The following is a 22,046-nucleotide window of genomic DNA, read 5'->3' as shown; positions in this document are numbered from 1 at the left end:
GACCGGCTGGCCTACCTATGGCCCATGAAATTCCTAGACGAAGCAAAGGTCTATATCCGCTCCGGCGACGGCGGAAACGGCTGCGTGGCGTTCCGCCGCGAAAAATTCATTGAATTCGGCGGCCCCTCCGGCGGCAATGGTGGCCGCGGCGGCAATGTCATCATCGAGGTCGCCGACGGGCTGAACACGCTGATCGACTATCGCTACCAGCAGCACTTCAAGGCCCAGAAGGGCGAGAACGGCTCGGGCTCGGACCGCCACGGCGCCAATGGCAAGTCGATCGTGCTGAAGGTCCCCATCGGCACGCAGATCTTCGATGAAGATCGCGAGACCATGATCCACGATTTCACCACTGTCGGCGAAAAGTTCGTGCTGGCCGAGGGCGGCAATGGCGGCTTCGGCAACGCGCATTTCAAGACCTCGACCAATCGCGCGCCGCGCAATGCCAATCCCGGCCAGCCCGGGGAGGAGCGCTGGATCTGGCTGCGGTTGAAGCTGATCGCGGATGCCGGCCTCGTCGGCCTGCCCAATGCCGGCAAATCGACCTTCCTTGCCAAGGTCAGCGCGGCCAAGCCGAAGATCGCCGACTATCCCTTCACCACGCTGCATCCGCAGCTCGGCGTCGTGAATGCCGACGGCCGCGAATTCGTGTTGGCGGACATCCCCGGCCTGATCGAAGGCGCGCATGAAGGCGTCGGTCTCGGCGACCGCTTCCTCGCCCATGTCGAGCGCTGCCGCGTGCTGCTGCATCTCATCGATGCGACCTGCGAGCACGCCGGCAAGGCCTACAAGACGGTGCGAACGGAGCTGGACGCCTATGCCGGGCAGCTCACCGACAAGATCGAGATCGTCGCGCTGAACAAGATCGACGCGATCGAGCCGGACGAGTTGAAGAAGCAGAAGGAGCGGCTGAAGCGCGCCGCCAAGAAGACGCCGCTGCTGCTCTCCGCCGTCACCGGTGACGGCGTGCAGGAAGCGTTGCGCTCTCTTGCGGATGTGATCGGCGAGAGCCCGGTGTCTGCGAAAGCGAAGAGCGCGGCCGAAGCGGAGCCGTGGTCGGTTTGATTTTTCGTCGTCCCGGCGAAGGCCGGGACGACGCTGGAGTGTACGGCCGCAGACGCGTGCATCGCTGATAGCTTGTCTTCGCGCCCTCGATAGCGCAGCATCCCACAATCAAGAAACGGCAGGGATCACGCATGGCGCGCGCGAAGAACGTTCTCTGGATCATGTGCGACCAGCTTCGCTATGACTATCTCGGCTGCACCGGCCATCCCACGCTGAAGACACCGAACATCGACGCCATGGCGAAGCGCGGCGTGCTCTTCAGCAAGGCCTATGTGCAGTCGCCGATCTGCGGCCCCTCGCGGATGTCGTTCTACACCGGGCGCTACATGCGCTCGCACGGCTCGCACTGGAACGGCTGGCCGTTGCGGGTCGGCGAGCCCACCCTCGGCGATCACCTCAAGAAGCTCGGCGTGCGCTACGTGCTGGTCGGCAAGACCCACATGGCGCCCGATCTCGAAGGCATGAAGGCGCTCGGCATCCCGCCGGAATCGATGATCGGCGTGCACGTCGCCGAATGCGGGTTTGAGCCCTATGAGCGTGACGACGGCCTGCATCCCACGGGGCGGCCGCGTCCGAAATACGACGAATATCTGCGCCAGCAGGGCTTTGATGCGCCCAATCCCTGGGAGCATTGGGCCAATTCAGGCGCGGCCGAGGACGGCTCGCTCCAGAACGGCTGGCTGCTCGTGCATGCCGACAAGGCCGCGCGCGTGCCGGACGAGCATTCCGAGACGCCCTACATGACGCGACGCGCCATGGATTTCATCGGCGAGGCCGAGACCGACGGCAGGCCGTGGTGCCTGCATCTGTCCTACATCAAGCCGCACTGGCCCTACATCGCGCCCGAACCCTACGCCAGCATGTATTCGACATCGGACATGATCCCGGTGATCCGCTCCGAGCGCGAGCGGCAGAACCCGCATCCGGTGTTCGGCGCCTATATGGACATGCGCTACTCCCGCAACATGGCGCGCGACGATGCCCGCGAGAAGGTGATCCCGACCTATATGGGCCTGATCACCCAGATCGACGCCCAGATGGGCGTGCTGATGAAGTTCCTGGAGGAGCGCGACCTGCTGGACACCACCATGATCGTGTTCACCTCCGATCACGGCGACTATCTCGGCGATCACTGGATGGGCGAGAAGGATCTGTTCCACGAGCAGTCGGCGAAGATCCCGCTCATCATCATCGATCCCTCGAAGGAGGCGGATGCGACGCGTGGCACGCGCAACGATGCGCTGGTCGAAGCCATCGATCTCGCGCCGACCTTCGTCGACTATTTCGGCGGCAAGGTGCCGGGCCATATCCTCGAGGGACGCTCGCTGCTGCCGCTGCTGCGCGGCGAGAGTCCGCCGGATTGGCGCAAGGTGGCGTTCTCCGAATACGACTATGTCATGCAGGACGTGCGGCTGAAGCTGAATCAGCCGATCGAACGCTGTCGCCTGTTCATGGTGTTCGACGGCCGCTGGAAATACATCCACGCCTCAGGCTTCCTCCCGATGCTGTACGACCTCGAAACCGATCCGGAAGAGTTTCTGGATCGCGGCGACGATCCCGAGTGCGCCGGCGTCATCGCTCGACTGCAGGCCGAGCTGTTCGACTGGGCGCTGCATCCCAACGACCACATCACGACGCCGCGCGAGAAAATCGCCGCCTATGCCGACAACCAGCTCCAGGTGAAGGGCGGGATTTTGATCGGTGTTTGGGACGAAGCGGAGCTGGCGTCGATCAAGGACGGGATCGCGCAGCGCGCGAAGCTGTGAGTGAGCGGAAAGAGCCTCTCTCAGCTCGTCATGCCCGGGCTTGACCCGGGCATCCACGTCTTGCGTTAGGTGGCGGTGCACGTGGATGGCCGGGACAAGCCCGGCCATGACGGCGGAGAGCGGAGCGCAAACAGAAACTAATTCTCGATCTTGTACCCCGTCGCCTTCACGACCGGCTGCCAGAACGCGGTGTTGGCGGCGAGCTCCTTGGTCAGACCTTCCGCGCTGCTGCCCACCGGGATCAGACCGATCGCGGTGAGCTTCTCCTTCACCTCGGGCTTGGCGAGCGCGGCGCTTGCGGCCGCGCCGAGCTTGCTTGCGAATTCCGGCGAGCTGCCGGCGGGAAGCCACATGCCGTACCAGGCGTCGGCGACGAGATCGATGCCGCTCTCTTTCAAGGTCGGCACCTCTGAGGCAAAGGGCGAACGTTCCGCGCTGCTCACCGCGATGATCTTCACGCCCTTGGCGCGATGCTGCGCAAGCGCGTCGGCCAGCGTGGTGATCCCGAACGGAACATGGCCGCCGACGAGGTCGTTGAGGATAGCTGCGCTGCCGCGATAGGGCACGCGGCTCAAGGGAATGCCGAGGTCCTTCTCCAGCTTCGAGCCCATGAAATGCGGAATGGTGCCGCTGCTGGGTACGCCGAACGAGGTCCTGTCCGGATGTGCCTTCAGCCAGGCCGCGAACGACTTGAAATCCACAGCGTCGACCGCCGGGCTGATCACCAGCGCAAATTCAAAGCGCGCCAGCAGCGAGACCGGGACGAAATCCTTTGCAGCATCGAAGCTCGGAATCGTCTCGACCATCGGCAGCAGGTACATCGTGGGTCCGGTCGTCACCAGCACCATGCTGCCGTCGGGGCTTCCCCCCTTCACCGCCTTGATGCCGATCAGGCCGTCACCGCCGGTGCGGTTCTCGACCACGATGGTCCGCTGCAGTGCCGGCGCCATCTCCTGCGCGATCAGCCGGCACAGCGTGTCGCCGCCCGCGCCGGCCGCGAACGGGAAGATGATCTTGGTGAGCCCAGCCTGTGCGCGCGTCGCTCCCACCTGCGCCAGCAGCGGCAGGCTCAGACACCGGACCATGAATTTGCGGCGATCCATGGGTTTCCTCCACCGTTATGGTTGGCAGCATGAGAGCCGGACGGCCGCCCGGGGCAACCCGGCGTTCATCCTTTAGCATGCCGGCGCCTTGCGCGGGCCATCGTCCTGCTGCAAAAGCAGGGCCTCATCGGCGCCGCTCTCGCTCCGCCGTGTCCGATGCAGAGCAATCCGTCACACGCGCCAGCACTTGCACACATGGCCAGCCCCGAACTCAGTCAATTCCGCCGCATCGTCGTCAAGGTCGGCTCCGCGCTGCTGGTCGATTCCGACAAGGGCGAGGTGCGCGCGTCCTGGCTTGCCGCGCTCGCCGACGACATGGCCAAGCTGCATCGCGAGGGGCGTGACGTGCTCGTCGTCTCCTCCGGCTCGATCGCGCTCGGCCGCAGCCGCCTGAAATTGCCGCGCGGCCCGCTGAAGCTGGAGGAGAGTCAGGCAGCCGCCGCCGTCGGTCAGATCGCGCTCGCCCGCATCTGGTCGGAGGTGCTTGGCGCCCACGGCATCGGCGCCGGCCAGATCCTGGTGACGCTGCAGGACACCGAGGAGCGCCGCCGCTATCTCAACGCGCGCTCCACTATCGGCAAGCTGCTGGAGTGGCGCGCGATCCCCGTGATCAACGAGAACGACACGGTCGCCACCAACGAGATCCGCTACGGCGACAACGACCGCCTCGCCGCGCGCGTCGCCACCATGGCCAGCGCCGACCTGCTGGTGCTGCTGTCCGACATCGACGGGCTCTACGACGCCCCGCCGAAGAACAACCCGAACGCCAGGCTCATTCCCGTCGTCGACAGCATCTCCTCCGAGATCGAGGCTGTGGCAGGCGACGCCGAGTCCGAGCTGTCGCGCGGCGGCATGCGCACCAAGGTCGAAGCTGCCAAGATCGCGACCACCGGCGGCACGCATATGCTGATCGCCTCGGGCAAGATCGAGCATCCGTTGCAGGCGATCGCCGATGGCGGCCGCTGCACCTGGTTCCTGACGCCGGCCAATCCCATCACCTCGCGAAAACGCTGGATCGCGGGCTCGCTTGAGCCGAAGGGTACGCTGACGATCGACGCCGGCGCGGTCGCGGCCCTGCGCGCCGGCGCCAGCCTGCTGCCGGCCGGCGTGATCAAGGTCGAGGGCCAGTTCGCCCGCGGCGACGCCGTGATCGTGCGCGGCCCCGACACCAGCGAGGTCGGCCGCGGCCTGATCGCCTACGACGCCGACGATGCCGAGCGGATCAAGGGCCGCTCCTCCCCGGATGTCATGGCCATCCTCGGCATCAGCGGGCGGTCCGAGATGATCCACCGGGATGATCTGGTGGTGGGCGGGTAGCCGCTAGGGCATCCGAGTAGGCGCCGGCCGAGGCGTGGATGGCCGGTCAAGCCCGGCCATGACGCCGGAGCTGGGCCATTGATCGAGCTGCCGTCCGGCACGTGAAGCCCTGCCATACCCTGCCGACCCTTCGCAAAAGCGGGATTTCCGTGCTAGGACACTGCCTTAGCAGAAGGTTGAAACTCCCATGGCCGCCCCCCTCAAAGCCGTCGACGGCAATGCCGATCTTCAGGCGCTGATGACCGATCTCGGTACCCGTGCCCGCGCTGCCGCGCGCGTGCTGGCGCTGGCGCCGCCGGAGCAGAAGAACCGGGCGCTCGAGGCCATGGCGCGGGCGATCCGCAACAATGCCGCCGCGATCCTCGCCGCCAATGCCGAGGACGTCACCGAGGCCCGCGCCTCCGGCAACGCCACCTCGTCCTTCATCGACCGCCTGACGCTGACGCCGGCGCGGGTGGAGGGCATGGCCGAGGGCATCGGCATCGTGCGCGGCATTGCCGATCCCGTCGGCATCGTCACCGAGAGCTGGCAACGGCCGAACGGCATGACCATCGAGCGCGTGCGCGTGCCGCTCGGCGTCGTCGGCGTGATCTTCGAGAGCCGGCCGAACGTTGCGGCGGACGCCGGTGTGCTGTGCCTGAAGTCGGGCAATGCCGTGATCCTCCGCGGCGGCTCCGACAGTTTCCGCTCCTGCCGCGCGATCCATGACTGCCTGGTGCAGGGCCTGCGCGAAGCGGGCCTTCCCGAGGCTGCCATCACGCTGGTGCCGACGCGCGACCGCGCGGCGGTAGGCCAGATGCTGTCGGGATTGAATGGCGCCATCGACGTGATCGTGCCGCGCGGAGGCAAGAGCCTCGTCGCGCGCGTCGAGCAGGAAGCGCGCGTGCCGGTGTTCGCGCATCTCGAAGGCGTCAACCACATTTACGTCGACGGCAGCGCCGACCTCGCCATGGCGAAATCGATCGTGCTCAACGCCAAGATGCGCCGCACCGGCGTCTGCGGCGCCGCCGAGACGCTGCTGGTCGATCGCGCCGCAGCCGGTAAAAACCTCAAGCCGCTGGTTGAGATGCTAATCGAGGCCGGCTGCGAAGTGCGTGGCGACGACGCCGTGCAAAAGATCGATGCGCGCGTCAAACCCGCGAGCGCGGACGATTGGGACACCGAATATCTCGATGCGATCATCGCAGCGAAGGTGGTGAACGGCGTCGACGGCGCGATCGCGCATATCCAAAATCACGGTTCGCACCATACCGATGCGATCGTGAGCGCCGACGAGACCGCTGCGAAAAAATTCCTGAGCGAGGTCGATTCCGCGATCGTGCTGCACAACGCCTCGACGCAGTTCGCCGACGGCGGCGAGTTCGGCTTCGGTGCCGAGATCGGCATTGCCACCGGCAGATTCCACGCCCGCGGCCCGGTTGGCGCCGAGCAGCTGACGAGCTTCAAATATCGCGTTCACGGCACCGGGCAGACGCGGCCGTAGACGACGCAGGGCGCGGGGCATTGAGCAACAATTTCGTCGCGCCACGTTTCTTCGCGCAGGCCATACCGACCCATACCTCGGGCATGCGCATCGGCCTGCTCGGCGGCTCGTTCAACCCGCCGCACCAGGCCCATCGCGCGATCAGCCAGTTCGCGCTGAAACGACTCCAGCTCGATCGCGTGTGGTGGCTGGTGACGCCAGGCAATCCGCTGAAGGAGAACGGCGCGCTGCATGAGCTCGGCGCGCGCATGCAGGCGGCGCGCGAAATGGCCGACGATCCCAGGATCGAGGTGAGCTGTCTCGAATCCGTCATTCGCACGCGCTATACCATCGATACGATCAACACCTTGCGCCGCCGCCTCTCGGGCTTGCGCTTTGTCTGGATCATGGGCGCCGACAACCTCGCTCAATTCCATCGTTGGCAGCACTGGCGGCGCATCGCCGACCAGGTGCCGATCGCGGTCATCGACCGTCCGCCGCAGAGTTTTCGCGCCCTCGCCTCTCCCGCCGCCCAGGCGCTCAGGCGCTATCGGATGCCGGAGAATGAGGCCGCCTTGCTCGCGGACCGGCCCGCGCCAGCCTGGGTGTTCCTGACCGGAATGAAGCTGAATCTCTCGTCGACCGGCTTACGGAACCCGGACGGAAGCTGGAAAGGTACGAAGTGAGTCAGATTGTGCGAACGCCATGCGGTCTTCGGGCGCTCTGGCATATTGAAACCCTTAACCCCACATGATGTAGTGTAACCAGTGGGCGCCGGATTCGGCGTTCGCGATACAGTGAAAGGAATGGTCCCTGACCACATCTGTATTGTCCAAGACAGCCTCACCCAAGACGGCTTCACCGAAGTCTGTTTTACCCAAGGTTGCCAAGCCGACGCGTAAAACATCGACCAAAGCTGCGGCCTTGAAGGCGCAACCCGACGCCGACAAGACGCTGAGCCTGATCCTCTCCCGCCTCGACGACATGAAGGCGGAAGAGACTGTGACCATCGACCTTCGCGGCAAATCGGCCTACTCCGACTACATGATCGTCACCACCGGCCGGGTGAACCGGCACGTCGGCGCGATCGCGGAGAACGTCGCCAAAGGCCTCAAGGAAAACGGCATCAAGAACATCCACGTCGAGGGCTTGCCCAATTGCGACTGGGTGCTGATCGATTCCGGCGATGTGATCGTGCACGTGTTCAGACCCGAGGTCCGCGAGTTCTACAGTCTCGAGAGATTGTACACGCAGGGCCCAGGGGCGGCGAAGGCGATCTGAGAGGCTGCTGGCCGATTTCGAATCGGCTGACGCGCATGCTAGCGTCGTGCGCGCGCAGATCGCGCGCGGTCAAGAAAACGCGACCCTGAACATATCATGCGCATAGCCGTCATTGCGGTGGGCCGGCTGAAGCAGGGCCCCGAACGGGAGCTTGCCGAGCGCTATTTCGAGCGGTTCGACGAGGCCGGCCGCAAGCTCGGATTCCGCGAGCTCGCCATCCACGAATTGCCCGAAAGCCGCGCGCGCGATACGGCGACGCGGATGGCCGAAGAGGCCGCGGCGATCTCCGCCCATATTCCCGAAAAGTCGGTGCTGGTGGCGCTGGACGAGCGCGGCCAGAATCTGGATTCGACCGTATTCGCACGGCATCTCGGGCGCTGGCGCGACGAGGGTGCCGGTCATACTATCTTCATGATCGGAGGGGCGGACGGACTTTCGCCCGAATTGCGCCGTAAGGCCAAGCTCGTGATCGCGTTCGGCTCTGCGACCTGGCCGCATCAAATGGTCCGCGTCATGCTTCTGGAACAGCTTTATCGGGCCGCCACCATTCTGGCGGGCCACCCCTATCACCGCGCGTGATCCGCGCCACAACGAGCACCTTTGCTTAAAGCGATGCGAGCGCCGATTTTCAACCTGCTGCTGATCGCCGGCGTTGCCGGCGCAAGCCTCGCGCAAGCTCAGACGCCTGCACCGCAGACTGCGGCCGTAGCGCCCGATGCGATCAAGCAGCGCGAGCAGGAGCTCGAAGCCGCGCGCGCCAGCAAGAAGAGCGCTGAGGAAGCGCAGGCCAAGCTCAAGGCCGAGATCACCTCGCTCGGCCAGGACCGCACCCAGCTCAATCAACAGTTGATCGACACCGCCGCCAATGTGCGCACCGTCGAGACCAAGATCGACGAGGCCGAAGCGCGGCTGCGATCGCTGAACGGCCGCGAACAGGCGATGCGCAGCTCGCTCGATTCACGCCGCGCCGACATCGTCGAGGTGCTGGCGGCCTTGCAGCGCGCCGGAAGGCGGACGCCGCCGGCACTTCTGGTACGGCCCGAGGATGCCCTGCAATCGCTGCGCACGGCGATGCTGCTCGGTGCCGTGGTGCCGGAGTTGCGCGGCCGTGCCGAGAAGATCGCGGGCGAGCTCGGCGAGCTCGTGGCCTTGCGCAAGACCATCGCGACCGAGCGCGACCAGCTTGCCTCCGACCGCGACAAGGTGCGCAACGACCAGACCCGGCTCGCGGCTCTGGTCGACGAACGGCAGCGTCAGCAGGCGTCGCGCGAAAAGGACCTCGACGCCGAGAACGCGCGCGCCGTTGCGCTCTCAAGACAGGTCGGCGATCTCCAGGGGCTGATCGCCAAGATGGAGCAGGATCTGCAAAGCGCCGCCAAGGCGGCCGAGAAAGCAGCTGAGGCCGCCAAGCAGGCCGAGGCCAAGGCGGCTGCAAACGCGGCCGCCAGCGCCAAGACCGGCCCCGGCACATTCAAGGATCGTTCCCGCACCACCCCTGCGATGGCCTTCGCCGCGGCCAAGGGCCTCCTGCCTCTGCCGGTTAACGGTAACAAGATCAGGGATTTCGGCGGTTCGGACGGGCTCGGCGGGGTCCAGAAGGGCATTTCGCTGGCGACGCGGCCCGGCTCCCAGGTCACGACGCCGTGTGATGGCTGGGTGGTCTATGCCGGCCCGTTCCGCAGCTATGGACAACTCTTGATCCTCAATGCCGGGGGCGGGTATCATGTGCTGATCGCCGGGATGGAGCGCATTTCGGTCAACATCGGACAATTCGTGCTCACGGGGGAGCCTGTCGCGACCATGGGGTCGACCTCTCAAGTCGCCTCCATTCTCGCCACGAACGCGAGTCAACCTGTGCTCTATGTCGAGTTCCGCAAAGACGGCACTCCAATCGATCCAGGCCCATGGTGGGCCGCAAATGAAGGCGAGAAGGTTCGCGGATGATGCGCAAGACTTCAGTTATCCTCCTCAGCGCGGCCACCGGTGCGGCGCTGACGCTGTTCGTGACGCAACCGCGCGCGGTCTTCATGGGCTCCAGCGCGCGAGCCGCCACTGCGGACACCTATCGCCAGCTCAATTTGTTCGGCGACGTGTTCGAGCGCGTGCGCTCGGACTATGTCGAGAAGCCCGACGACACCAAGCTGATCGAATCCGCGATCAGCGGCATGCTTACCGGTCTCGATCCGCATTCGAGCTACATGGACGCCAAGAGCTTCCGCGACATGCAGGTGCAGACCCGCGGTGAGTTCGGCGGCCTCGGCATCGAAGTCACGATGGAAGACGGCCTGATCAAGGTGGTCTCGCCGATCGACGACACCCCGGCCTCGCGCGCCGGTGTCATGGCCAACGACATCATCACCAATCTCGACGACGAGGCGGTGCAGGGCCTGACCCTGAACCAGGCGGTCGAGAAGATGCGCGGCCCGGTCAACACCAAGATCAAGCTGAAGATCATCCGCAAGGGCCAGGACAATCCGATCGACGTCACGCTGGTGCGCGACAACATCCGCGTCCGTTCGGTGCGCGCCCGCGTCGAGGCCGACGACATCGCCTATATCCGCATCACCACCTTCAACGAGCAAACCACCGAAGGCCTGAAGCGCGAGGTCGCCAACCTCTCGAATCAGATCGGCGACAAGCTGAAGGGCTACGTCATCGACCTCCGCAACAACCCGGGCGGCCTGCTCGAGGAAGCGGTCACCGTCTCCGACTCCTTCCTGGAGAAGGGCGAGATCGTCTCGACCCGCGGCCGCAATGCCGAGGAGACCCAGCGCCGTACCGCGCATACGGGCGACCTCACCAAGGGCAAGCCGGTCATCGTGCTGGTCAACGGCGGCTCGGCTTCGGCGTCGGAGATCGTCGCCGGCGCGCTGCAGGACCACAAGCGTGCGACCATCGTCGGCACACGCTCGTTCGGCAAGGGCTCGGTGCAGACCATCATTCCGCTCGGCTCCGGCAACGGCGCGCTGCGTCTGACCACGGCGCGCTATTACACGCCGTCGGGCAAGTCGATCCAGGCCAAGGGCATCGTGCCCGACATCGAAGTGCTGCAGGACGTGCCGGACGAGCTGAAGTCGCGTACCGACACCAAGGGCGAAGCTTCGCTGCGCGGCCATCTCAAGAACGACGGCGACGAGAAGACCGGCTCGCAGTCCTACGTTCCGCCGGACGCCAAGGACGACAAGGCGCTCAAGCTCGCCGACGATCTGCTCCACGGCATCAAGAACAGCGCGTCCGCGGCGCCCACGCCGGGCGGCGACAAGGCCACGACCGACAAGCCCAAAGCGGCGAACTAGGTCGGCGCATCGCGATCTGACGAAAAGGGCGGCTCCCGGAGCCGCCCTTTTTGCTTGGAACTCCTGATATCCCCCGGCCTATCCCGGCCTGCCGCCGCTTGACCCCGGCGTGGTATCGTCATTGCTGAGTGATTCGGGATCGCGCATGACTGAAACGGCCGATGATCTGAGCGCCCCGCTCGGACGGGACAAGCCGCGCCGGAAACGTCGGCTGCGGCTGCCGTTCACGGCCATGCAGCTGCTCGCGGTCCTGCTCGGACTGTTCCTGGTCACCTTTGCCGGCTTCGCCATCTTCAACAAGGATCCGCTCGGCGGCGAGCCAATGACACGGCTCGCGATCCGCGAACCCAATGCCGCAGACAAGGCTGGCGACGACAAGCCGGCCGCGGCCGGCCATGGCCAGGACAGCAAGCAGGAAAGCAAGCAAGAGACCAAGGACGCACCGAAGCAGGCGGGCGAGCAGAAGACCGTCACCATGATCGACGGTTCCACCGGCATGCGCCACGACGTGGTGATCGGCGGCGATGCCGCCGGCAAAAGCGAGACGGCGGCGGCCTCCGCACCGCCGCCCGTCATGGCCGGGATCGACCCAAAACTTCTTGAGAAATCGCGCTATGGCATGATCCCCGCGGTTTCCGGGGATCTGAAGCCGTTCAACGTCTATGCGGCGGATGCCGACCGCGCCAAGGCCGCCAAGATGCCGGTGGTCGCGATCCTGATCGGCGGCCTCGGCGTCGGCGCCGCCAAGACCACCGATGCCATCATGCGGTTGCCAGCGGCGGTGACGCTGGCCTTCACGCCCTATGGGTCCGATCCAGGAAAACTCGCCGAGCGCGCCCGCGCCCAGCGCCACGAGATCTTCCTCCAGATCCCGATGGAGCCCTATGACTTCCCCGACAACGATCCGGGACCGCAGACGCTGCTGACCTCGCTGAGTGCCGACCAGAACATGGACCGCCTGTACTGGCATTTGAGCCGGATGCAGGGCTATGCCGGCCTCACCAATTTCATGGGCGCCCGCTTCATCGCGACGGAGCCGGCGATGCAGCCGATCATCCGCGAGGCGGCCAAGCGCGGGCTCGGCTTCTTCGACGACGGCTCCTCGCCGCGCAGCATCGCGCCGCAAGCGGCCGGCAGCCAGGCGATGCCGTTCGGCAAGGGCGATATCGCGATTGACGCGGTGCCGACCCCGGCCGAGATCGACCGCGCCCTGACCAAGCTCGAAGCGGCGGCGCGCGAGCGCGGCGTGGCCGTGGGCACCGCCTCCGCCCTCCCGGTCTCGATCGAGCGCATCGGCGCCTGGACCAAGACATTGGGCGACCGAGGTATCCTTTTGGTGCCATTGACAACCGCGATGCTGAAATCAAAATCCAGCTAAATCAACGGATTGGTATGGTACAGGCCCGCGGGGCCTGCTTAAGCCTTACCGACAGCATGCGAGAGGTCTGGCGGAATGGCGCGTTACGAGGATCTGCCCTACCGGACCTGCGTCGGCGTGATGTTGCTCAACAAGGACGGACTGGTGTTCATCGGCCGCCGCGCTGGCGGCATCGAGCATGTCGACGACACCCATGTCTGGCAGATGCCGCAGGGCGGCGTCGATCCCGGCGAGGACAATTGGGAGGCCGCCAAGCGCGAGCTCTATGAGGAGACCAGCGTGCGTTCGGTTGAGCGGCTCGGCGAAGTTCCGGACTGGCTCACTTACGACATTCCGCGCACGGTCGCCGGGCGCACCTGGAAGGGCCGCTACCGCGGTCAGCGCCAGAAATGGTTCGCGGTCCGCTTCACCGGCAAGGATAGCGAGATCAACGTCGAAAAGCCCGGCGGCGGTCACAAGGCCGAGTTCGTGAGCTGGCGCTGGGAGCCGATGAAGAACCTGACCGGGCTGATCGTCCCGTTCAAGCGCCCGGTCTACGAGCGCGTGGTGAAGGAATTTTCCGCGCTGGCGCAGGATTAGTTCAAGTCGCCATTCCAGGTTGATGCTAGAGCCAGTTCCGTTCCGATAGAATCGGGACGGGGCTCTAGTTTTTTATTTTGACGCGTTTTCTTGACGCGAACCGGTATCCACTTCGCTCGAAAACGCTCTAATGCACAGCCTGAAATGACGACGAGAGATCCACGCGTGAGCACTGAAAAACCCTACCGTCCCAATGTCGGAATCGCGCTGTTCAATGCCGATGGCCGCGTGCTGATCGGGCACCGCTTCAAGGGCGACGGACCCGAGATCATCCTGCCGGGTCTGGACTGGCAGATGCCGCAGGGCGGCGTCGACGAGGGCGAGGATTTGCGCGATGCCGCGCTGCGCGAGCTCTGGGAAGAGACCAGCGTCAAGAGCGCATCCTATCTCGGCGAGACCGACTGGTTGACTTACGAATTCCCGCCATATGACGGGCCGCAGACACATCGACTGGCGAAATTCCGCGGCCAGCGCCAGAAATGGTTCGCGTTACGCTTCACCGGCAAGGATGACGAGATCGATCCGCTGACGCCGCGCAACGGGCAGCCCGCCGAGTTCGACGCCTGGCGCTGGGAGCGGCTCGACCGCGTCCCCGATGTCGTGGTGCCGTTCCGCCGCCACGTCTACAGCGCAGTGGCGCAGCAGTTTGCGCCGTTCGCGAACTAAAAACGCGAAAAACAACCCCATGCACAGTAGAACGGGGTTGAAATCATTAGAGAACTTTGCCCGGAAATTTGCGTGAGCCTAGTTGATCGGTCCCACCGTGAACGGGCCGATTGCGATGAGGTGGCAGTCGCTGTCGCGCTTGGCGCAGTCGGCGAGCGCGGAATTGACGGCGGTCTGCTCGTCCGCGGCCTTGAGGCCGAGGCCCGGCCGGCCCGCGGTGCCGACCGCGACGGCGTTCCAGCCCATGCCGTCGGCGAGCTTGCGCACGACCTCGTCGCGCGCATCTGCGATGATCGAGGCGTTCGACGCCGCATGGAAGAAGCCGGTGATCCGGAGCAGGGTCGGGATCGGCACGACGAAATTCTCGTCGACCGCAACGACCAGGCAGGCGACGCCGGCGATCGCACCGCACGATTCCAGTGAACGCCGCGCGGCATCGTCGGTGGACGATGCGCCCATCACCATGAAATATTGGCCGCCGGGGCCGAGCGCGACCGCGCGGGATTTTGCCGCGGGCACGAACATGTTCTCGAGCCGGACCTTGGCGGGATCGCGCACCATCGGAAAGTCTTTCGAGGCGAAGGCGCGCTCGGTCATGGCATCATGCCGGACGAACGGTTGCGGCGGCATCGGCGGTTTGCCGTGCGTGTAGACCACATTGTTGCCGACTGCATAGAGCTCGCAACGCCGCGGCGACTGCGCGGCATCGGCGCGCTTCTGGCACTGATCGAGTGCGGCGTTGCGCGCGGCTTCCTCGTTCGGCTGATTCAACGACGCGCCGGTGAACCCGCCGACATTGAGTGCGAACGCCTTGTAGTCGCCGGCAGCGGAATAGTCGCCGGCCAGGTAGTTGCGGATGCGCTCGTTGATGAAGGGGACGCTGTCGGCAGGAAACTTGCCGGCCATCGGTGAAGCCGATGGTGCCGGCATGGGCATCGGCGCTTTCGCCGCCATGGTGGATGACGGGCTTGGCGCTGCTGCCGCAGCCGCGTTGGGCATCGGACTTGATGCTGGGCTTGGCGCGGTCACTGCAACCGCCGGCGCCCTGGTCGTCTCGAGCTTGGTGAAATAGAGGAAGCCGCCGACGCCGATGGCGACGACGGAGACGACACCGACCACCAGCGGCCACATCCAGTTCGGCGCGGCCTCAGCCTTCGTCACCTTCTTGATCTGCGGCGTCGCGTAGCTACCGTCCCCGCGCCGCATCGCCACCATGTAGGCGTGCACCGGCGTCGGGATGTTCTTGACCTCCTGCGCGCCGATATCGGCGAACTGCACCGACAGCTTGTTGGCGACCTGCTCGTGCACGGCGCGGGAGACGCAGATGCCCCCGACCTCGGCGAGGCCCTCGAGCCGGGCGGCGATATTGACGCCGTCACCGAGCAGATCACCGTCGCGCTCGACCACGTCACCGATGGTGATACCGATGCGGAACGACATCTGCCGGCTCGGCGGATAGGCCATGTTGCGGGTTCGCAGGGATTCCTGAATGTCGATCGCGCAGCGCACCGCATCGACTGCGCTTGGAAATTCCGCAAGCACGGCATCGCCCGCGGTGTTGAAGATGCGTCCGCCCGCCCTGGCAATGAAATCATCGACGACCTCGCGATAGGCGGCGAGACGCCGCAGCGTCTCCTCTTCGTCTTCCGCAACCAGTCGCGAGTAACCGGCAATATCGGCCGCGAAAATCGCTGCGATCTTGCGTTTCATCTGCGGTCGGCCCCCGGAACAAAGTTCGCGGGCGCAGAATGGCGCTATCGGCGGCGCCGTGCAACAAAGTTTCAGCGCCCGCCACTCCCGTGACGAGCGCTGAACTTATTCAGGAATTTTCAGTTCGGGCCCCGGCGCAGTGCACCGGGGCTTAGTGCATCGCCGTGCTGCTGAGCTGCTGCTGGATGCTCTTGAAGTGGTCGAGCCGGGCGATGGCTTGATCGAGCTCGTTGCCTTCGTGCTCCTTCAAGCCCTCTTCCATCTCCGAGATGGTCGCGGCGAACTGCGCGCGGTCGAGCTCGGCCAGCGAGGTCGCGACGTCGGCGAGTACGGTCAGGCCCTTCTCGGAGACTTCGGCGATACCGCCGAGCACGATGATCTTCTCGTGCTTGCCGCCGGTGGTCACGGTGAGAATGCCGGGCCGGATCGCGGCCACGACCGGCGCGTGTCCCGCCAGCACGCCGAAGTCACCTTCGACGCCGGGGATATCGACCTGGTCGACCTCGCCCGAGAAGGCGAGCTTTTCCGGCGAGACGAGATCGAAGTGGAAGGTGGCCATTGGAAACCTGCGAATGGTGAGTAGCGAATTGCGAATGGAGCGGGAGCGGCGCGACTATTCGCTACTCCCTGCTCGCCCTTCGCAGCTTAGGCCGCCTCGGCCGCCAGCTTCTTGCCCTTCTCGATCGCCTCTTCGATGGTGCCGACCATGTAGAAGGCGGCTTCCGGCAGGTGGTCGTACTTGCCTTCGCAGAGGCCGCGGAAGCCCTTGATGGTGTCCGCGAGGTCGACGAACTTGCCGGGCGAGCCGGTGAAGATTTCGGCGACGTGGAACGGCTGCGACAGGAAGCGCTCAATCTTGCGGGCGCGGGCCACCGTCAGCTTGTCCTCTTCCGAAAGCTCGTCCATGCCGAGAATGGCGATGATGTCCTGCAGCGACTTGTAGCGCTGCAGCACCTGCTGGACCTGACGCGCGGTGTCGTAGTGCTCCTGGCCGACGACGAGCGGCGAGAGCATGCGCGAGGTCGAGTCGAGCGGGTCCACCGCCGGATAGATGCCCTTTTCCGAGATCGCGCGGTTCAACACCGTGGTGGCGTCCAAATGCGCGAACGAGGTCGCGGGCGCCGGGTCGGTCAAGTCGTCGGCCGGAACGTAAATGGCCTGCACCGAGGTGATCGAACCCTTCTGCGTGGTGGTGATGCGCTCCTGCAGCGCGCCCATGTCGGTGGCGAGCGTCGGCTGGTAACCCACGGCGCTCGGGATACGACCGAGCAGCGCCGACACTTCAGAGCCGGCTTGGGTGAAGCGGAAGATGTTGTCGACGAAGAACAGCACGTCCTGGCCCTGGTCGCGGAAGTGCTCGGCGACGGTCAGACCGGTGAGGCCGACGCGGGCGCGAGCGCCGGGCGGCTCGTTCATCTGGCCGAACACCAGCGCGCACTTCGACTTGACGCTCGGATCCGGATTATGCGGATCGGCGTTGACCTTGGACTCGATGAACTCGTGATAGAGGTCGTTGCCCTCGCGGGTACGCTCGCCGACGCCGGCGAACACGGAGTAACCACCGTGCGCCTTCGCGACGTTGTTGATCAGCTCCTGAATCAGCACGGTCTTGCCGACGCCGGCGCCGCCGAACAGGCCGATCTTGCCGCCCTTGGCGTAGGGCGCGAGCAAGTCGACGACCTTGATGCCGGTGACGAGAATTTCAGCTTCGGTCGACTGGTCGGTGTAGCTCGGCGCTTCCTGGTGGATGGCGCGCATGCCTTCGGACTGGATCGGACCGGCTTCGTCGATCGGCTCGCCGATCACGTTCATGATGCGCCCGAGCGTGCCTGCACCCACCGGAACCGAGATCGGCTGACCGGTGTCGGTCACTTCCTGGCCGCGGACCAGACCTTCGGTCACGTCCATCGCGATCGTGCGCACGGTGGACTCACCGAGATGCTGTGCAACTTCCAGCACGAGGCGGATGTTGCCGTTCCTGGTTTCCAACGAATTCAGAATGGCCGGCAGATGGCCTTCGAACTGAACGTCGACGACGGCGCCCATGACCTGGGTGACGCGACCGACCTGGGTAGCTGCTGTAGCCATGAAGCTCTCCTTCGAAATTCTTTACTTGAACGACCGTCGTTTGGTTCGTGCGTCAGACCGCCTCGGCGCCGGAGATGATCTCGATCAGCTCCTTGGTGATCTGGGCTTGACGGGTTCGGTTGTAGATCTGGGTTTGCTTGCGGATCATTTCGCCGGCGTTGCGGGTGGCGTTGTCCATGGAGCTCATCTGCGCGCCATAGAACGAGGCGTTGTTTTCCAGCAGCGCACGGAAAATCTGCACCGCGATGTTCCGCGGCAACAGGCCGGAGAGGAGTTCGTCTTCCTCCGGCTCATAGTCGTAGGACGTCGACGGCGCGGTCGCCGCCTTTTCTTCCACGGTCAGCGGAATGATCTGCTGCGCGGTCGGGACCTGGGCGATCACCGACTTGAACTGCGCGTAGAACAGCGTGCAGACGTCGAATTCGCCGTTATCGAAGCGGGCCAGCACCTTCTTGGCGATGTCGTCCGCGTTGACGAAGCCGAGCTGACGAACGCCGCGCAGGTCGAGATGCTCGACGATCTGCTTGTCGTACAGGCGGCGGAGCTGCTCGTAGCCCTTGCGGCCGACGCAGAAGAATTTGACTTCCTTGCCCTGCGCCAACAGCGCCTGGGCGCGCTCGCGCGCGAGGCGCACGATCGAGGAGTTGAACGCGCCGGACAGACCACGCTCGCCGGTGCAGACCAGCAGTAGGTGAACCTGATCCTTGCCGGTGCCGGCCAGCAGCACCGGGGCGCCGGGCGAACCGGCGGCAGCGCTGGCGATGTTGGAGATCACCGCGCTCATCTTGTCGGCATAGGGCCGCGCCGCCTCGGCCGCTTGCTGGGCGCGGCGCAACCGGGACGCCGCGACCATCTGCATGGCCTTGGTGATCTTCTGCGTCGCCTTGGTGGAGGCGATGCGGACGCGCATGTCTTTAAGTGACGCCATTCTTCGTTCACCCCGGCGGTTCGACCCCTTGGATCAAGCCGCTAGCCTATCCCAGTCGTCATGCCCGGGCGTGTCCCGGGCATCCACGTCTTCGTTTTCATGCAGTGAGGCACGGAAGGCCGGGACAAGAAGCCCGGCCTTGCGACCGTTCTCTTATGCGAAGCTCTTGGCGAAACCTTCGACCACCGACTTCAGCTTGGCGGCGGTGTCGTCGGAGAGATCGCGGCTGTCGCGGATCGCGTTGAGGATCTCGACGTTCTTGCCGCGCAGCAGCGACAACAGACCGTCCTCGAACGCGCGCACCTTGTTGACCGGCAGCGGGTCGAGATAGCCGTTGGTGCCGGCCCAGATCACGCAGACCTGCTCTTCCATCTTCAGCGGCGCGAACTGCGGCTGCTTCAGGAGCTCGGTCAGACGCGAGCCGCGATTGAGCAGGCGCTGGGTCGAGGCGTCGAGGTCGGAGCCGAACTGCGCGAACGCCGCCATTTCGCGGTACTGCGCGAGCTCGCCCTTGATCTTGCCGGCGACCTTCTTGGTGGCCTTCGTCTGTGCCGAGGAGCCGACGCGCGACACCGACAGACCGACGTTCACCGCGGGGCGAATGCCCTGGAAGAACAGGTCGGTTTCCAGGAAGATCTGGCCGTCGGTGATCGAGATGACGTTGGTCGGAATGTAGGCCGACACGTCGTTGGCCTGGGTTTCGATGACCGGCAGCGCCGTCAGCGAGCCCGAACCCTGGTCCTTGTTCAGCTTCGCCGCGCGCTCGAGCAGGCGGGAATGCAGATAGAATACGTCGCCCGGATAGGCTTCGCGGCCCGGCGGGCGGCGCAGCAGGAGCGACATCTGGCGGTAGGCGACGGCCTGCTTGGACAAATCGTCATAGATGATGACGGCGTGCATGCCGTTGTCGCGGAAGTACTCGCCCATGGTGCAGCCGGTGAACGGCGCGATGTACTGCATCGGTGCCGGATCCGACGCGGTGGCGGCGACGATGATCGAATATTCGAGCGCGCCCTGCTCTTCCAGCACCTTCACGAACTGGGCAACCGTCGAGCGCTTCTGGCCGATCGCGACGTAGACGCAATACAGCTTGATGTTCTCGTCCGGCTGCGCGTTGAGCGGCTTCTGGTTGAGGATGGTGTCGAGCGCGATCGCGGTCTTGCCGGTCTGACGGTCGCCGATGATCAGCTCGCGCTGGCCGCGGCCGATCGGGATCAGGGCATCGATCGCCTTGAGGCCGGTCGCCATCGGCTCGTTCACCGACTTGCGCGGAATGATGCCGGGCGCCTTGACGTCGACGCGCATGCGCTTGTCGGCCTGGATCGGGCCCTTGCCGTCGATGGGGTTGCCGAGCGCGTCGACGACGCGGCCGAGCAGGCCCTTGCCGACCGGCGCGTCCACGATGGCGCGGGTGCGCTTGACGGTCTGACCTTCCTTGATCTCGCGGTCAGCGCCGAAAATAACGATACCGACGTTGTCGGTTTCGAGGTTCAGCGCCATGCCGCGGGTGCCGTTCTCGAATTCGACCATTTCACCGGCCTGGACGTTATCCAGACCGAAAACGCGAGCGATACCGTCGCCGACGGACAGCACCTGTCCGACTTCGGAGACTTCAGCTTCCTGGCCGAAATTCTTGATCTGGTCCTTGAGGATCGCGGAAATTTCCGCGGCGCGGATGTCCATCAGCCTGCCTCTTTCATCGCGTGCTTGATCGAATTGAGTTTGGTGCGAAGCGAGCTATCGACCATTCGGCTGCCAAGCTTGACCACGAGGCCACCGATGATCGAGGGATCGACCTTCACGTTGAGCGCGACGTCCTTGCCGGTCACCGACTTCAGGGCAACCTTGAGGGCGTCGAGATTCTTGTCCGAGAGCGCCTCCGCCACGGTGACGTCGGCCGTCGCCTCGCCCTTGAACTTGGCGACCAGGGCGCGATAGGCGCGGATGACGTCAGCCACCGCGAACAGGCGGCGGTTGGCGGTCAGCACTTTCAGGAAATTGGCGGAGATGCCGGCGATGCCGGCCTTGTCCAGCACGGCCGAGAGGGCTCTGGACTGGGCATCGGCCGCGAACACGGGGCTGCGGACGAGGCGCTTCAGATCGGCGCTTTCGTTCAGCATGCCCTCGAATTTTTCGAGATCGGCTTTGACCTCGTCGACCACTTTCTGGTCGCGGGCCAGTTCAAACAAGGCCGTTGCATAACGGCCCGACACACCGGAAACGGACGTATCTTCTGCAGCCACAGACGTGCTCTTTTTGCTGTCAAACTCGCAAGGGAAAAACCGTCGCCACGAAGCGGCGCCTAGCGATCCAAGCCCTTGGAATTCAAGCGGGACTTCGATTTTCGACCCCGCACGGAAGTGCCGGGCTCGTTAAAATCGCGGCTTTGCTAACATAGCAGGCGCGCACGTGCAACATGACGCCAAATTAAAGGCATGACGTTCTGTCGCCAGTTCGTCGCACTCCACGACGACGCGACGACGACCTTGCCATGCCGCGGAATTGCCACAGCGCTTAAGCCCAACCCTGAGCCGAGGCCGGCGATTGGTTCCTGCCCTGAGCGCATAGCCGCCATGAACACGGATCGCTGAGGCGTGATTCCAGCCCTCCCGGCTCCACTCGCCGAATACTTTCTGAATTCTAAATGCGGAAAGCGATGACTTCGTTTTACAGTATTCGCGAGTAATATAGAGGTTAACAAACTGCTAAATTCCAATATTACGGAATGTCGGCCGAATATCCCTGCCGGTAACAAGATATTACACAGCGACACAGAACGGATTTACTGCCCAATTCACGCCTCATTAGGAATCGAAACGCGATCCCGCTCGCAAACTTACGGGGGCTCCACTTGCCACATATGTGGCAATACTAGCTTAGGGACCAATATATGCTTTGTTTGAAGACGCTGGGCTCAGTGACCCGGCCGCGTAAGGCGATCGCCTTTGTTGCCGCAACTCTTCTCATCGGGGGAACTGCCACCGAAGCTTCCGCCAAATCCCGCCATCACCATCGCTATTCCCACCATCATCACCGCCACCACGCCCAGACCGATGCCAACACGACCTCCGATTGGCGTAACGCCAATGCATCGATGACGCCGTCGCAGGGCACCGGACGTTCCTTCTCCGGCATGGCTTCCTTTTACGGGAACGAGTCCGGCAGCAGGACCGCCTCCGGCCAGCGCTTCAACCAGAACGCCATGACCGCGGCGCACCGTTCACTGCCGTTCGGCACCAAGCTGCGTGTCACCCATGGCGGCTCGAGCGTCATCGTCACCATCAACGACCGTGGCCCGTTCATCCGCGGCCGTGTCCTCGACCTCTCCACGGGCGCTGCCCGTGCCATCGGCCTCACCGGCGCCGGCGTCGGCCGCGTCACTGCCGAAGTCGTCTCCTAAAGCGCGA

The 22,046-nt window shown here is 64.7% G+C and carries 20 protein-coding genes; 13 read left to right on the top strand and 7 right to left on the bottom strand.

Annotated features, from left to right (window positions below):
- The first annotated feature begins 24 nt into the window (after positions 1 to 24).
- Entirely contained in the window at positions 25 to 1,065 is a 1,041-nt protein-coding gene (gene obgE / locus IVB07_RS01030) for a GTPase ObgE (protein WP_018459859.1), read from the top strand.
- Positions 1,066 to 1,196: 131 nt separating this feature from the next.
- Positions 1,197 to 2,831 (top strand): alkaline phosphatase family protein, encoded by a 1,635-nt coding sequence (locus IVB07_RS01025; RefSeq protein WP_018459858.1) that lies wholly within the window; start codon positions 1,197 to 1,199, stop codon positions 2,829 to 2,831.
- Positions 2,832 to 2,968: 137 nt separating this feature from the next.
- On the opposite strand, the gene IVB07_RS01020 is transcribed toward IVB07_RS01025, so the two are convergent.
- Positions 2,969 to 3,934 carry a Bug family tripartite tricarboxylate transporter substrate binding protein gene (locus tag IVB07_RS01020; RefSeq protein WP_018459857.1) on the bottom strand — a complete coding sequence of 322 codons (966 nt, stop codon included), beginning with the start codon at positions 3,932 to 3,934 and terminating at the stop codon, positions 2,969 to 2,971.
- A 195-nt stretch (positions 3,935 to 4,129) separates the two neighbouring features.
- Between IVB07_RS01020 and proB the strand changes: the two genes are divergently transcribed.
- The 10 genes from proB (at position 4,130) to IVB07_RS00970 (ending at position 13,913) form a co-directional block, all read left to right on the top strand.
- The gene (gene proB, locus IVB07_RS01015; RefSeq protein ID WP_018459856.1) at positions 4,130 to 5,251 is read left to right on the top strand and encodes a glutamate 5-kinase; all 1,122 of its coding nucleotides are present in this window, start codon (positions 4,130 to 4,132) and stop codon (positions 5,249 to 5,251) included.
- 187 nt (positions 5,252 to 5,438) lie between these two features.
- Positions 5,439 to 6,734, top strand: a complete 1,296-nt coding sequence (locus tag IVB07_RS01010; RefSeq protein ID WP_018459855.1) for a glutamate-5-semialdehyde dehydrogenase — start codon at positions 5,439 to 5,441, stop codon at positions 6,732 to 6,734.
- A gap of 20 nt (positions 6,735 to 6,754) precedes the next feature.
- Entirely contained in the window at positions 6,755 to 7,399 is a 645-nt protein-coding gene (locus IVB07_RS01005; protein ID WP_026233892.1) for a nicotinate-nucleotide adenylyltransferase, read from the top strand.
- A 238-nt stretch (positions 7,400 to 7,637) separates the two neighbouring features.
- Positions 7,638 to 7,994 (top strand): ribosome silencing factor, encoded by a 357-nt coding sequence (gene rsfS, locus IVB07_RS01000; RefSeq protein WP_007598906.1) that lies wholly within the window; start codon positions 7,638 to 7,640, stop codon positions 7,992 to 7,994.
- A gap of 96 nt (positions 7,995 to 8,090) precedes the next feature.
- Positions 8,091 to 8,573: a 23S rRNA (pseudouridine(1915)-N(3))-methyltransferase RlmH gene (gene rlmH / locus IVB07_RS00995; protein ID WP_018459852.1), complete on the top strand. Its 483-nt coding sequence runs from the start codon at positions 8,091 to 8,093 to the stop codon at positions 8,571 to 8,573.
- Between the two features lie 33 nt (positions 8,574 to 8,606).
- Positions 8,607 to 9,938 carry a peptidoglycan DD-metalloendopeptidase family protein gene (locus IVB07_RS00990; RefSeq protein WP_018459851.1) on the top strand — a complete coding sequence of 444 codons (1,332 nt, stop codon included), beginning with the start codon at positions 8,607 to 8,609 and terminating at the stop codon, positions 9,936 to 9,938.
- Entirely contained in the window at positions 9,935 to 11,290 is a 1,356-nt protein-coding gene (locus tag IVB07_RS00985; protein ID WP_018459850.1) for a S41 family peptidase, read from the top strand. The genes IVB07_RS00990 and IVB07_RS00985 overlap by 4 nt, the downstream gene beginning before the upstream one ends.
- A 145-nt stretch (positions 11,291 to 11,435) precedes the next feature.
- Positions 11,436 to 12,668, top strand: coding sequence for a divergent polysaccharide deacetylase family protein (locus tag IVB07_RS00980; protein ID WP_018459849.1), 1,233 nt, complete (start codon positions 11,436 to 11,438; stop codon positions 12,666 to 12,668).
- Between the two features lie 75 nt (positions 12,669 to 12,743).
- Positions 12,744 to 13,247 (top strand): RNA pyrophosphohydrolase, encoded by a 504-nt coding sequence (locus tag IVB07_RS00975; RefSeq protein ID WP_018459848.1) that lies wholly within the window; start codon positions 12,744 to 12,746, stop codon positions 13,245 to 13,247.
- Between the two features lie 165 nt (positions 13,248 to 13,412).
- Entirely contained in the window at positions 13,413 to 13,913 is a 501-nt protein-coding gene (locus IVB07_RS00970) for an RNA pyrophosphohydrolase (RefSeq protein ID WP_018459847.1), read from the top strand.
- Positions 13,914 to 13,991: 78 nt separating this feature from the next.
- Here the strand turns inward: IVB07_RS00970 and IVB07_RS00965 are convergent, their stop codons facing one another.
- The 6 genes from IVB07_RS00965 to IVB07_RS00940 form a co-directional block, all read right to left on the bottom strand.
- On the bottom strand, positions 13,992 to 15,623 hold the full coding sequence (locus IVB07_RS00965) for an adenylate/guanylate cyclase domain-containing protein (RefSeq protein WP_018459846.1): 1,632 nt from the start codon (positions 15,621 to 15,623) through the stop codon (positions 13,992 to 13,994).
- 151 nt (positions 15,624 to 15,774) lie between these two features.
- Entirely contained in the window at positions 15,775 to 16,182 is a 408-nt protein-coding gene (locus IVB07_RS00960) for a F0F1 ATP synthase subunit epsilon (RefSeq protein WP_018459845.1), read from the bottom strand.
- Between the two features lie 86 nt (positions 16,183 to 16,268).
- A complete protein-coding gene (atpD, locus tag IVB07_RS00955; RefSeq protein ID WP_007598896.1) occupies positions 16,269 to 17,711 on the bottom strand; it encodes a F0F1 ATP synthase subunit beta in 1,443 nt (480 codons plus the stop codon).
- A gap of 52 nt (positions 17,712 to 17,763) precedes the next feature.
- Positions 17,764 to 18,639: a F0F1 ATP synthase subunit gamma gene (locus IVB07_RS00950; RefSeq protein ID WP_026233891.1), complete on the bottom strand. Its 876-nt coding sequence runs from the start codon at positions 18,637 to 18,639 to the stop codon at positions 17,764 to 17,766.
- A 153-nt stretch (positions 18,640 to 18,792) separates the two neighbouring features.
- Positions 18,793 to 20,322, bottom strand: coding sequence for a F0F1 ATP synthase subunit alpha (gene atpA / locus IVB07_RS00945; protein ID WP_018459843.1), 1,530 nt, complete (start codon positions 20,320 to 20,322; stop codon positions 18,793 to 18,795).
- Positions 20,322 to 20,882, bottom strand: a complete 561-nt coding sequence (locus IVB07_RS00940) for a F0F1 ATP synthase subunit delta (protein ID WP_026233890.1) — start codon at positions 20,880 to 20,882, stop codon at positions 20,322 to 20,324. Before IVB07_RS00940 ends, atpA begins: the two co-directional genes overlap by 1 nt.
- A gap of 647 nt (positions 20,883 to 21,529) precedes the next feature.
- Between IVB07_RS00940 and IVB07_RS00935 the strand changes: the two genes are divergently transcribed.
- On the top strand, positions 21,530 to 22,039 hold the full coding sequence (locus tag IVB07_RS00935) for a septal ring lytic transglycosylase RlpA family protein (protein WP_026233889.1): 510 nt from the start codon (positions 21,530 to 21,532) through the stop codon (positions 22,037 to 22,039).
- The last annotated feature ends 7 nt before the right edge of the window (positions 22,040 to 22,046 follow it).

Origin of the sequence: Bradyrhizobium sp. 172 (genome assembly GCF_023101065.1) — a bacterium.
GTDB classification, from domain to species: domain Bacteria; phylum Pseudomonadota; class Alphaproteobacteria; order Rhizobiales; family Xanthobacteraceae; genus Bradyrhizobium; species Bradyrhizobium canariense_D.
Note: the sequence above shows the minus strand (reverse complement) of the source record. Positions and strands in the feature narration are given on the sequence as shown.